At 67.8% G+C, this 11,826-nt stretch carries 10 protein-coding genes and 1 pseudogene; 2 read left to right on the forward strand and 9 right to left on the reverse strand.

From position 1 onward, the window contains the following. From AAG801_RS13560 to AAG801_RS13600, 9 genes and pseudogenes are all read right to left on the reverse strand, one after another. Positions 1-761 (reverse strand): annotated as a pseudogene (locus tag AAG801_RS13560) (glucose-6-phosphate isomerase); the annotation flags it as partial. Further along, entirely contained in the window at positions 761-1,708 is a 948-nt protein-coding gene (gene tal / locus AAG801_RS13565) for a transaldolase (protein ID WP_341888844.1), read from the reverse strand. The gene tal and the pseudogene AAG801_RS13560, both read right to left, overlap by 1 nt. A gap of 85 nt (positions 1,709-1,793) precedes the next feature. Then, on the reverse strand, positions 1,794-2,714 hold the full coding sequence (locus tag AAG801_RS13570; protein ID WP_341888845.1) for an AraC family transcriptional regulator: 921 nt from the start codon (positions 2,712-2,714) through the stop codon (positions 1,794-1,796). Positions 2,715-2,760: 46 nt separating this feature from the next. Further along, the gene (gene dalD, locus AAG801_RS13575; RefSeq protein WP_341888846.1) at positions 2,761-4,146 is read right to left on the reverse strand and encodes a D-arabinitol 4-dehydrogenase; all 1,386 of its coding nucleotides are present in this window, start codon (positions 4,144-4,146) and stop codon (positions 2,761-2,763) included. Positions 4,147-4,156: 10 nt separating this feature from the next. Continuing rightward, entirely contained in the window at positions 4,157-4,885 is a 729-nt protein-coding gene (locus AAG801_RS13580) for an SDR family oxidoreductase (RefSeq protein WP_341888847.1), read from the reverse strand. A gap of 2 nt (positions 4,886-4,887) precedes the next feature. Further along, a complete protein-coding gene (locus tag AAG801_RS13585) occupies positions 4,888-5,949 on the reverse strand; it encodes an ABC transporter ATP-binding protein (RefSeq protein WP_341888848.1) in 1,062 nt (353 codons plus the stop codon). Between the two features lie 19 nt (positions 5,950-5,968). Next, positions 5,969-6,784 carry a carbohydrate ABC transporter permease gene (locus AAG801_RS13590; RefSeq protein ID WP_341888849.1) on the reverse strand — a complete coding sequence of 272 codons (816 nt, stop codon included), beginning with the start codon at positions 6,782-6,784 and terminating at the stop codon, positions 5,969-5,971. Between the two features lie 10 nt (positions 6,785-6,794). Beyond that, on the reverse strand, positions 6,795-7,652 hold the full coding sequence (locus tag AAG801_RS13595) for a sugar ABC transporter permease (RefSeq protein ID WP_341888850.1): 858 nt from the start codon (positions 7,650-7,652) through the stop codon (positions 6,795-6,797). A 99-nt stretch (positions 7,653-7,751) separates the two neighbouring features. Then, positions 7,752-9,056, reverse strand: a complete 1,305-nt coding sequence (locus AAG801_RS13600) for a sugar ABC transporter substrate-binding protein (protein ID WP_341888851.1) — start codon at positions 9,054-9,056, stop codon at positions 7,752-7,754. Between the two features lie 307 nt (positions 9,057-9,363). Here AAG801_RS13600 and zwf point away from each other — a divergent pair, with 307 nt between their 5' ends. Beyond that, positions 9,364-10,809 carry a glucose-6-phosphate dehydrogenase gene (zwf, locus tag AAG801_RS13605; RefSeq protein WP_341888852.1) on the forward strand — a complete coding sequence of 482 codons (1,446 nt, stop codon included), beginning with the start codon at positions 9,364-9,366 and terminating at the stop codon, positions 10,807-10,809. 94 nt (positions 10,810-10,903) lie between these two features. Continuing rightward, positions 10,904-11,773 (forward strand): MurR/RpiR family transcriptional regulator, encoded by an 870-nt coding sequence (locus tag AAG801_RS13610; RefSeq protein ID WP_341888853.1) that lies wholly within the window; start codon positions 10,904-10,906, stop codon positions 11,771-11,773. Positions 11,774-11,826: the final 53 nt, after the last annotated feature.

Genomic DNA, 11,826 nt, shown 5'->3' on the forward strand with positions numbered 1-11,826 from the left:
CAGAAGCCGAAGGTGGTGCTGATGCCGAACTCGGCCGCCGCCTTCACGTTGGTGGTGGTGGCGGCGAAGTGCTTCGATATGTCGGCGCCGCCCTCGCTTCCCGAGTTCGCGAGGAACCAGGCCCGCGCCACATGCGCGTTGGCCATCGTCTCCTGCGTCGTGAAGGTCTTGCTGGCGATGATGAACAGCGTCTCGGCCGGCTTCAGCCCGCGCAGCACCGGCGTGATGTCGTGGCCGTCGACGTTGGCGACGAAGTGGAACTGGAGGCCCGGGTGCACAAATGCGTCCAGCGCCGGCACCACCATCTGCGGCCCGAGATCGCTGCCGCCGATGCCGATGTTGACGACGTGGCGGATGCCGCTGGTCGCGGTGTCGCGCACCGTCTCGGCCCAGGCGAGCATGGCGTCGAGCACGCCGTGCACCTCGGCACTGTGCGCGCCCTGCCCGGCCGGCGCACGCAGCGCGGTGTGCAGCACGGCGCGGCCTTCGGTGTGGTTGATCGGTTCGCCGGCGAGCATCGCGTCACGCCGCTCTTCGAGCCGGCATTCGCGCGCCAGGTCGAGCAGGAACTTCAGCGTCGCGGTGTCGACGCGGTTCTTCGACAGGTCGGCGAAGACTTCCGGCGCCTCGACGCTCAGCGCGGCGAAGCGCCCAGCGTCACGCGCGAAGGCCTCGCGGACGTCGAAGTCGCGGCCATGGGCCTCGTAGTGGCCGGCGAGCGCAGCCCAGGCTTCGGTCCGATCACAGCGTGGTGTGTCCATCACATCCCCTCGATCATCCGGTCCAGCTTCACCGCGTCGGCCGCGAAGGCACGGATGCCCTCGGCCAGCTTCTCGGTGGCCATCGCATCCTCGTTGAGTGCCCAGCGGAAGCTGGCTTCGTTGAAGGTCGCCGCATGCACGGCGGCCTTGGCCGCGGCTGCCGGGTCGAGGGCGCGCTGGACAGGCGCCTCGCTGCCCTGCAGCTGCGCCAGCAGCTCGGGGCTGATGGTCAGCAGGTCGCAGCCGGCCAGCGCGACGATCTGGCCGACGTTGCGGAAGCTCGCCCCCATCACCTCGGTGTCGACACCGAACTTCTTGTAGTAGGTGTAGATCTGCGCCACCGACTTCACGCCGGGGTCGTTGGCACCCGCATTCGCGGCTTCGTCCCACGAACTTCCGGCCGACTTCCTGTGCCAGTCGTAGATGCGGCCGACGAAGGGCGAGATCAGCCGCACACCGGCCTCACCGCAGGCCACCGCCTGGCAGAACGAGAACAGCAGCGTCAGGTTGCAGTGGATGCGCTCGTGCTCGAGGATGCGCGCCGCCTGGATGCCCTCCCAGGTGGACGCGATCTTGATCAGCACCCGCTCGCGGCCGATGCCGGCGTCTTCGTACATCGCCGTGATGCGGCGCGCGCGCGCCACCGTGGCGGCGGTGTCGAAGCTCAGGCGTGCGTCGACCTCGGTCGAGACGCGCCCCGGCACCACCTTGAGGATCTCGCGGCCGAAGCGCACCAGCACGTGGTCGACGATCTCCTCCAGCGGCTGGCCCTTGTGCGCCGCCACCGTCTCGGCCAGCAGCGGCGCGTAGTCGGGCTGCTGCACCGCCTTGAGGATGAGCGAAGGGTTGGTGGTCGCGTCGCGCGGCGCGAACTGTGCGAGCTGCTTGAAGTTGCCGGTGTCGGCGACGACGATGGTGTGCTGCTTGAGCTGATCGAGCTGGTTCATGGCGGAGGGCGTGGCCCGGCGGGCGCCGGAGCGCCTATTAGAACCCGCCCGCCGGCCGTAACCGCAAGGAAACCGCGGCGTGCACTCAGGCACCGGCGCCGAAGCGCGCTTCGGCCTGGCGGCGGAACTCCTTGGGCGTCATGCCCTTGATCTGCAGGAAGCGGCGGTTGAAGTTGGCCACGTTGTTGAAGCCGACGTCGTAGCAGACGTTGGTGATGTAGCGGTCGGTCTCCATCAGCAGCTGGCAGGCCTTGTTGATGCGCAGCCGGTTGACGAAGTCGGTGTAGCTGTTGCCGGTGGCGCGGCGGAAGTAGCGCGAGAAACTGCTCTCCGTCATGCCCAGCCGCGCGCACAGGTCGGCCATCGAGAAGTTCTCGGCGTAGTGCTCGGTGAGGAAGTCGACGATGCCGCTGATGCGCGCCAGTGCGGCCTCGTCGTCGAAGCTCTGCAGCTGCACGGTGGACAGCAGCCGGTAGTCGTTGCAGCGCACCAGCTGGTCGAGCAGCGCGGCGAACTCGGCCAGCCGCTGCAGCCCGTGCGCCTCGCGCACGCGCTCGATGTGCTCGCGCGCCGTCGCGCTCAGGCCGAAGAACTCCACGCCGTGGCGGGCGCGTTCGAGCAGCGGCAGGGCTTCGGCCAGCTCCGGGATCATCGCGGCCGCCTGGCGCAGCGGCGCATCGCCGAACTGCAGCACCATGTCGCGCAGCGCCACGCCGCCCTCCGGCACGTCGGTCGAGATCCAGTTGTGCGGCAGGCGCGGACCGGTCAGCACCAGGTGGCCGGGCTCGAAGTGGCCGATGTAGTCGCCGACGAACACCTTGCCGCGTGTCTCCACGATCAGGTGCAGCTCGTACTCCTCGTGGTAGTGCCAGCGCACCAGCGGGTTCGGGAAGCCGTGTTCGAGGAAACGCACGAAGCCGTAGGTGCCGGCCGGTTCGTAGCCGAGGTTCGGCGTGCGGCCGACGTCGTGCTCCAGCTCCGGGCTGCGGGTGCGCTGCAGGGCCATCGGGGTCTTTCGGAATCGTCGCGAGTTCGTCGAATTGGCGTCGCCATCAGGGGCTGCGCCGGCGCACGAAGTCGGCCACGCGTGCACTCGCGTCGTGCAGCGCGGTCACCAGGCGCTCCTCGCCGGCCAGCGTTCCGAACAATACCCTGTCCGCGGCGAAGGCGGCCACGGGGTCGGCGGCTTCGCAGATGGCGTGCGCCGCGGCCGGGTCCATCGCCTGGTCCTGGTAGACATACGGGATCTGCCCGCGGTGCCAGCGCTGCAGGTAGGCAAGGAACAGCGCCGGCAGCATCGCCACGCTGGCGATCGAGGCGTTCGCCGCCAGCCGCTCGCGAAGGGTCGGCACGATGAAACCGGGGATCTTGCTGTAGCCGTCCATCGCCACGCGCTGGTTGGTGTCGCGGATGGCCGGGTTGCTGAAGCGGTCGAGCACGATGTCGCGGTAGGCGGCCAGGTCGATCGGGCTGGGAGTCAGGCAGGGAATGGTGTCGTCGGTGACGTAGTCGAACGCGAGCTTGCGGATCTCGGCGTCGTGCGTGCCTTCGTGGATGTAGAGGTACCCGGCCAGCGTGCCGGCCCAGGCGATGCAGCTGTGCGTGGCGTTGAGCAGGCGTATCTTGGCTTCTTCGTAAGGGTCGACTGAAGCCACCATCTCCACGCCGACGGTCTCCCAGGCCGGTCGGCCGGCGGCGAAGCGGTCCTCGATCACCCACTGGATGAAGCTCTCGCCCATCAGCGCGGCGGGGTCGTCGACGCCGGTGGCGGAGAGCACACGTGCTCGAACATCCGGCGTCGGGCGTGGCGTGATGCGGTCGACCATGGCGTTCGGGCTGGTCGTGTTGGCCTCGATCCAGTCGCGCAGCCCGGTGTCGCCGAGCAGTTCGACGAACTGCAGCAGGCCGCTGCGCGAGCGCTCGCCGTTGTGGCGCAGGTTGTCGCAGTTCAGCAGCGTCACCGGCCCGGCGCCGCTGTCCATGCGTGCGCGCAGGATGGCGGTGAGCGCGGCGTAGATCGTGCTGCCGGGGCGCCCTGCCTTCGCGGCCTGCAGATCGGCGGCCAGGTCGGCGAAGTTCAGGTCGAGCCGGTTCTTCGCGTCGAGGTAGTAGCCCGCCTCGGTGACGGTGAACGAGATGATCTTCGTCGACGCCTTCGCGCCCTCGGCGATCAGCCCGGCCAGGTCGGCGCTGTAGGGAATCACCTGGCGGATCGAGGCGATGCGTTCGTAGCGGTGTTCGCCGGCCGGCGAGATCGTCTCGAGCATGTAGGCACCGCCCTGCGCCGCCAGCGCCGCCATCGTCTCGGCCATGTCGGCTCGGGTGTTGCCGCCGGCCAGCGTCCAGGACGTGTCGCCGCTCTTGATCAGCTCGTGCAGGTAGACGGCCTGATGGGCACGGTGGAACGAACCCAGGCCCAGGTGCAGCATCGTGTTCATCGCTTCTCGCCTAGAGGTCGAAGTGGGTGGGCAGCATGACCACGTCGCGGATCGTCATGCCGCGCGGGCGGGTCAGCATGAACATCACCACCTGGGCGACCTCGCTGGCCTCGATCAGGCTGCCGGACTCGCGTGCCTCCTTCAGCTTCTCGGCCGGCCAGTCGGACAGCAACGCGGTGATCACCGGGCCGGGCGAGATCGCACCGACGCGGATGCCGTGCTTGAAAACCTGGCGCCGCACGGTCTGCACGAAGCAGTCGATCGCCCACTTGGAGGCGGCATAGACCGGCTCCCAGGGCGTCGGGTAGTGCGCGGCGAGCGAACTGGTGACGATGATGTCGCCGCAGCCTCGCGCGATCATGTGCGGCAGCACGTCGTGAACGTTCTTCATCACGACGTTGACGTTGAGGTGGAGCATGCGGTCGATCGCGTCGACGTCGGCATCGACCAGGTCACCGCCAACGTACAGCCCGGCATTGGCGTGGAAGACGTCGAGCCGGCCGGCCAGCGCCAGAACGCGCGGCAGCAGCGTCTTGCAGGCCGCCGGGTCGAGCAGGTCCAGCACCAGCGGCAGCGCATGTTCGCCGAGCCGCTCGCACACCGCGGCGAGCCGCTGCGCATCACGATCGATCAGCACGACGCGAGCGCCGGCGGCCAGCATCGCCTCGGCGCTGGCCAGGCCGATGCCGGAGGCCGCGCCGGTGATGGCGGCCACCTGCCCTTGAAGTGACCCGGCCACGGTCACGTCCTCCCGGCCTGGGCGGCGACGGTGTGGCCCTGGCGGTCGAACAGGTGGAAGGAGGCCGGCGCGATGTCCAGCCCGACCGGGTCGCCCGGGTGCAGCTGGGTGCGCTCGGACTGGCGCGCGACGATCTGCACGCCCCGACCATCGCCGTTGCCCACGTGGGTGTAGATCAAGGTGTCGGCGCCGAGTTGCTCGATCAGCTCGACACGCCCGCTGAGCTTGCCGGCACCGGCGGCGCGCACCAGCACATTCTCCGGCCGCACGCCGATGAAGCCGTCCGGCGCGTTCGCCGCGCCGACCACCTCGCGCAGGCCGGGCAGCCTGGCGGTGTCGATCACGTTCATCTGCGGCGTGCCGATGAACTGGGCGACGAACTGGTTGGCCGGCCTGTCGTACAGCTCCAGCGGCGAGCCGACCTGCTCGATCGCGCCGTCGCGCAGCACGACCACGCGGTCGGCCAGCGTCATCGCCTCGACCTGGTCGTGCGTCACGTAGATCGTCGTCGCACCGAGGTCGCGGTGCAGCTTGGCGATCTCCACCCGCGTCTGGCCACGCAGCGCGGCATCGAGGTTGGACAGCGGCTCGTCGAACAGGAACACCTTGGGCGCACGCACGATCGCGCGGCCGATCGCCACACGCTGGCGCTGGCCGCCGGACAGTTCCTTCGGCGTGCGCTCGAGGTACTGGGTGAGGTTGAGGATCTCGGCGGCGCGGCCGACCTTCTCCTTGATCACCGCCTTGTCGACGTTGGCCAGCCGCAGCGCGAAGGACATGTTGTCGAACACGCTCATGTGCGGGTAGAGCGCGTAGCTCTGGAACACCATCGCCAGGTCGCGCTTGGACGACGACAGCTTGGTGATGTCGCGCCCGTCGAGCTCGATCGTGCCGCCGTCGATCTCGGTCAGCCCGGCGATCATGCGTAGCAGCGTCGACTTGCCGCAACCCGAGGGCCCGACGAAGACGACGAACTCGCCCTTCTGGATCTGCAGGTTCACGCCCTTGATGGCGCGATGGCTGCCGAAGAACTTCTCGACGCCCTTGAGTTCGAGGTAGGCCATGGTGTGTCTCCCGTGTTCCTTACTTGACCGCGCCGAAGGTCAGGCCCTGGACCAGTTGCTTCTGGCTGAACCAGCCGACCACGACGATGGGCGCGATGGCCATCAGCGAGGCGGCCGACAACTTGGCCCAGAACAGGCCCTCGGGGCTGGAGTACGAGGCGATCAGCGTGGCCAGCGTGCCGGCCTTGGCCGAGCTCAGGTTCAAGGACCAGAACGCCTCGTTCCAGCTCAGCACCAGGCACAGCAGGCCGGTCGAGGCCAGCGTGCCCATTGCCAGCGGGCGGATCACGTGCAGGAACTCGCCCCAGATGCTGGCGCCGTCCATGCGCGCCGCTTCGAGGATGTCGGGCGGGATGTCCTTGAAGCCCGAGTACAGCATCCACACCATGATCGGCAGGTTGGACAGCGTGAAGACGATGATCAACCCGGTCAGCGTATCCAGCATGCCGGCGGTCTGCGCCATCACGTAGATCGGCACCAGGGCGCCCACCGCGGGCATCATCTTCGTCGACAGCATCCACATCAGGATGTCGCGCGTGCGCTTCGTGCGGAAGAAGGCCATCGAGTAGGCCGCCGGCGCGGCGATCAGCAGGCCCAGCAGGGTCGACACGACGCTGGTGATGACGGAGTTCTTCGCGAACAGGAAGTAGTCGCTGCGTTCGTCGACCTCGTGGAAGCTCTCCATCGTCGGCGTGAAGAAGAGCTGCGGCGGGATGGCGATGGCCTGCTGCTCGGTCTTGAAGGCGGTCAGCACCAGCCAGATCAGCGGGAAGACGATCAGCAGCGTGACCGACCAGGCGACCACGGTGCGCAGGATCAGGGCGAGGTTCTTCATGGTGTCGTCCTCAGTCGAGGTTCTTGCCGATCATGCGGATCAGGAACACCGCGGCGATGTTGGCGAGAACGACGGCGAACAGGGCGCCGGCCGAAGCCACGCCGACGTCGAAGTTCATCAGCGCCTGCTTGAAGATCAGGAAGGCGACGTTGGTGCTCTCGTTGCCCGGCCCGCCGCCGGTGGTGGTGAAGATCTCGGCGAACACGCTCATCAGGAAGATCATCTCGATCATCACGACGACGGCGATCGGCCGGCCCAGGTGCGGCAGGGTGAGGAACCAGAACTTCTGCAGCGCGTTGGCGCCGTCCATGCCGGCGGCTTCCATCTGGTCGCGGTCGAGCGACTGCAGCGAGGTGATGAAGATCAGGCAGGCGAATGGCAGCCACTGCCACGACACCATCAGGATCACCGCGAACAGCGGGTGGTCGGTCAGCCAGTCCATCGGCGCCATGCCGAAGAACAGCGAGACCTGCGCGAGCACGCCGTAGACCGGATTCATCATCATGTGCTTCCACAGCAGCGCGTTGGCCGTGGGCATCACGAAGAAGGGCGAGATCAGCAGCACGCGCACGATGCCGCGGCCCGGGAAGCTCTCGTTGACCAGCAGCGCCAGCGCCACGCCGAGGATCACGGTGATGGCGATCACCGAGCCGAGCAGCATCAGCGTGTTCATGACCGAGGGACCGAAGTCGGGGTCGGTGACGAAGTACTCGAAGTTCGCCAGGCCGAGGAAGTCCTTCGGGCCTGGCTGCATCAGGTTGTAGCGGACGACCGAGAAGTAGATCGTCATCACCAGCGGCACGATCATCCACAGGAAGAGCGTGACCACCGCAGGCGCCATCAGCGCGCGGGGCAAGAGTCTGTTCATCGCGAGTCCTCGCAGATCAAGCAGTCGCCGCGGAACCGGCTCTGCCGGGCCGCTGGCGGCGCCCCCCTGGGGGGGAGCGCCGCAGGCGCTTCGGGGGGGCTACTTGTAATACCCGCCCTTGCGCATCTCGCGGTCCGCCGCGGCCTGCGAGGCCTTCAGCGCCGCATCGACCGTGACCTTGCCGGCCAGTGCCGCGCTCATCTGCTGGCCCACCGCGATGCCTATCGCCTGGAACTCCGGGATGGCCGCGAACTGCACGCCCACGTAGGGGCTCTTGGGCAGCGTGCTGTCGTTCGGGTTGGCGCTGTCGATCGCCGCCTTCTCGGCTGCGGCGAACTTGGCGGCCTTCGTGAACTCGGGGTTCGCGTAGGTCGACTTGCGCGTGCCGGTCGGCACCGCCGCCCAGCCCTTCTCCTTGGCGACCAGGTTGATGTAGTCCTTCGAGGTCGCCCAGGCGATGAACTTCTGCGCGTCGGCGGCGTTCTTGGTGCTGGCCGGGATGCCCAGCGCCCAGGCCCACAGCCAGTTGGCGCCCTTGGTGGTCACCGCCTGCGGGCCCTGCGCGAAGGCCACCTTGTCGGCCACCTTGCTCTGCTTCGGGTCGGTGATGAAGGAGGCGGCGATGGTCGCGTCGATCCACATGCCGCACTTGCCTTCGTTGTACAGCGCCAGGATCTCGTTGAAGCTGTTCGCGCTCGAGCCGGGCGGGCCGTAGTTCTTCAGCAGGTCGACGTAGAAGGTGACGGCGTCCTTCCAGGGCTTGCTCTCGAGCTGCGGCTTCCACGACATGTCGAACCACTGCGCGCCGAAGCTGTTGGCCATCGTCGACAGGAAGGCCATGTTGTCGCCCCAGCCCGGCTTGCCGCGCAGGCAGATGCCGTAGACGCCGTTCTTCGGGTCGTGGATCTTGGCGGCGGCATCGCGCACCTCGTTCCAGGTCGGGCGTTCGGCGAACTTGATGCCGGCCTTGTCAGTCAGGTCCTTGCGGTACATCAGCATCGAGCTCTCGCCGTAGAAGGGCGCGGCGTACAGCTTGCCGTCGACCGACAGGCCGTTGCGCATCGCCGGCAGCAGGTCGTCGACGTCGTAGGCAGCGTCCATCTTCAGTTCGTTGAGCCAGCCCTTCTTGCCCCAGATCGGCGTCTCGTACATGCCGATGGTCATCACGTCGAACTGGCCGCCCTTGGTGGCGATGTCGGTGGTGACGCGCGAACGCAGCGTGCCTTCCTCCAGCGTGACCCACTTGACCTTGACGCCGGGATTGGCCTTCTCGAAGTGCGGCGTGAGCTTCTGCATCTCGATCATGTGGCCGTTGTTGACGGTGGCGATGACGAGATCGCCGGCCGACGCGGCGACCGCCGCGCTCAGGCCGAAGATCAGCGAAAGGGAAGCCTTCAGCTTCATGGTCTTGTCTCCTTGGTGTGGTTCGAATCCCGGTGACGGCGGTCACGACGGCAGCGGAAATTTAGGCCCCACCCGTTTCGCTCGTTGATACTTTCGGGACAGGTGTCTGTACTTCTTTGCACCAATGGCTAGTGGTTTCCCCAAGAAGCTGCAACCAGCGTCGTTGGAGCGCGTCCGGAACCCTCTGGGCCGTAACTACAGGACGGGCTTGCCGCAAACACTGGGCTTGCATTGACCCCAAAAAGAAACTCATGCATCATCCAAGCAGAAACAAAGTTACATCCCGGTCGACACCGGGCCCATCGACATGTCCTTCGACCTCGTCTTCTTCGGCGGCACCGGCGACCTCACCTGGCGCAAGCTGATGCCCGCGCTGTTCCAGGCCTTCCGCCACGGCAAGCTGCCGTCCGGCGGCCGCATCCTGTCGGTGGCGCGTGACGAGCGCAGCGACGACGACTACCGCCACTTCATCAAGGAACGCTTCGTCGAGGTGGAGAGCGCCAAGCGCCCGAGCGACGAGGAGTTCGCCCGCTTCGCCGAGCTGCTGCACTACCGCCGCATGGACCTCTCGCTGCCCGAGCACTATGCCGGGCTGAAGGACTGGATCGGGTCGCGCGACGCCGACACGGTGGTGCTGTTCCTGGCCACCAGTCCGCACCTGTTCCCGCAGATCGTCGAGCAGCTCGGCAACGTCGGCCTGAACGGGCCGAAGGTGCGCGTGGTGCTGGAGAAGCCACTCGGCCACGACCTGGCCAGCGCGCTGGAGATCAACCGCGTGGTGCGCGGCGCCTTCCGCGAAGACCAGGCGCTGCGCATCGACCACTACCTCGGCAAGGCGGCGGTGCAGAACCTGATGGCGCTGCGCTTCGGCAACGCGCTGTTCGAGCCGCTGTGGCGGCGCGAGAGCATTGCCAACATCCAGATCACGCTGGCCGAGAGCATCGGCGTGGGCACGCGCGGCGACTTCTACGACCGCACCGGCGCCTTGCGCGACATGATCCAGAACCACGCGCTGCAGTTGCTGACCATGGTGGCGATGGAGCCGCCCAGCCGCAACGACGCCGATGCGATCCGCGACGAGAAGCTCAAGGTGCTGCGCTCGCTCAAGCCCTTCACCGACGAGAGCGTGGCACGCGACGTGATCCGTGGCCAGTACCGCGCCGGCAACTGCGATGGCAGCCCCGCGACGGCCTATCTCGACGAGATCAAGGTGCCGGCGGGCAGCGCCACCGAGACCTTCGTCGCGCTGCGCACCGAGATCCAGAACTGGCGCTGGGCCGGCGTGCCCTTCTATCTGCGCACCGGCAAGCGCCTGGCGGCGCGCGACGCGCAGATCGTCGTCAACTTCAGGCCCACGCCGCACAGCATCTTTCCGGGGCTGAACCAGCCGAACAAGCTGGTCATCAAGCTGCAGCCGGAAGACGGCCTGGAGCTGCACCTGCTGGCCGCCAAGGGCTCGGGGCAGAGCGACGCGCTGGCGCCGGTGTTCCTCGATCTCGACTTCGACAAGGCCTTCGCGGAGAACCGCGTCGGCGGCTACGAACGCCTGCTGCTCGACGCGATCGCCGGCAAGCTGAACCTGTTCGTGCGCAGCGACGAGCAGGAGCAGGCCTGGCGCTGGGTCGAGCCCATCCTCAACGCCTGGTCGCGCGACAGCACCGGCCCGCGGCCCTACGCCGCCGGCACCTGGGGCCCCGCGGCGGCGAGCGCGCTGGTGGCCCGGGACGGCTTCGCCTGGGCCGAAGAGCAGTGAGGGCCCCTCGCCGCGTGGGTACACGCATCGATCCCCCGAGGGGATCGGGCCTTGCTTGGGAGCGGCCCGGCGCTGCGGCCCGCGTGAGCCGGTGATGCTCGACCGCATCAAGGCTTCGATCCCGGCCCTGCCGCCGGCCGAGCAGCGTGTGGCCAAGCTGCTGCTGAGCGACCCGCGCAGCTTCGCGACTCTGCCGGTGGCCGAGCTGGCCGAGCGCTCGCACGTCAGCAAGCCGACGGTGGTGCGCTTCTGCCGCAGCGTCGGCTATGACGGCCTGGCCGACTTCAAGCGCAAGCTGGCCGGCAGCGTCAACGAGGGCGTGCCCTTCGTGCACCGTGCGGTCGACGAGGACGACAAGACCGCCGACATCATCGTCAAGGTGATCGACAACGCGGTCAGCGCGCTGCTCAAGTACCGCAACGATGCCGCCAGCCATGCCTTCGAGCGCGCCATCATCGCGCTGACGGAAGCCGGCAGGAACGGCAAGCGCATCGAGTTCTACGGCGTCGGCAACTCCGGCATCGTCGCGCAGGACGCGCAGCACAAGTTCTTCCGCCTCGGCGTGCACGCGGCCGCGGTGAGCGACGGCCATGTGCAGGTGATGAGTGCGACCATGCTCGAGCCGGGCGACTGCGCGGTGATCATCAGCAACTCGGGGCGCAGCCGCGACCTGATCGACGTCGCCGAGATCGCGCGCCGCAAGGGCGCCACCACCATCGTCATCAGCGCCAGCGGCTCGCCGCTCGCGCAGATGGGCCAGGGCGGCGCGGCGCAGATCCTGCTCGCCGTCGACCACCCCGAGGACTACGACCGCTACAGCCCGATGGTGTCGCGCCTGCTGCACCTGATGGTGATCGACATCCTGACCACGGCGGTGGCGCTGCGCCTGCCCGGCGAGCTGCGGCCGATGCTGCAGGAGATCAAGAAGAACCTGCGGGCGAAGCGCTACGCGCGGCCGGAGTAGACAGGCGGCCGCGCCGTACACAACTGGTCACCTTGGCAGGCCCACGGCGTGGC

This window comes from Variovorax sp. YR752 (assembly GCF_943372545.1).

What these genes read in the sequence shown, in the direction of transcription:
- AAG801_RS13590 (WP_341888849.1), bottom strand. Translation starts at nt 6,784, where the DNA reads ATGAAGAACCTCGCCCTGATCCTGCGCACCGTGGTCGCCTGGTCGGTC.
- AAG801_RS13570 (WP_341888845.1), bottom strand. Translation starts at nt 2,714, where the DNA reads ATGGCCCTGCAGCGCACCCGCAGCCCGGAGCTGGAGCACGACGTCGGC.
- AAG801_RS13595 (WP_341888850.1), bottom strand. Translation starts at nt 7,652, where the DNA reads ATGAACAGACTCTTGCCCCGCGCGCTGATGGCGCCTGCGGTGGTCACG.
- AAG801_RS13585 (WP_341888848.1), bottom strand. Translation starts at nt 5,949, where the DNA reads ATGGCCTACCTCGAACTCAAGGGCGTCGAGAAGTTCTTCGGCAGCCAT.
- tal (WP_341888844.1), bottom strand. Translation starts at nt 1,708, where the DNA reads ATGAACCAGCTCGATCAGCTCAAGCAGCACACCATCGTCGTCGCCGAC.
- AAG801_RS13600 (WP_341888851.1), bottom strand. Translation starts at nt 9,056, where the DNA reads ATGAAGCTGAAGGCTTCCCTTTCGCTGATCTTCGGCCTGAGCGCGGCG.
- dalD (WP_341888846.1), bottom strand. Translation starts at nt 4,146, where the DNA reads ATGAACACGATGCTGCACCTGGGCCTGGGTTCGTTCCACCGTGCCCAT.
- zwf (WP_341888852.1), top strand. Translation starts at nt 9,364, where the DNA reads ATGTCCTTCGACCTCGTCTTCTTCGGCGGCACCGGCGACCTCACCTGG.
- AAG801_RS13610 (WP_341888853.1), top strand. Translation starts at nt 10,904, where the DNA reads ATGCTCGACCGCATCAAGGCTTCGATCCCGGCCCTGCCGCCGGCCGAG.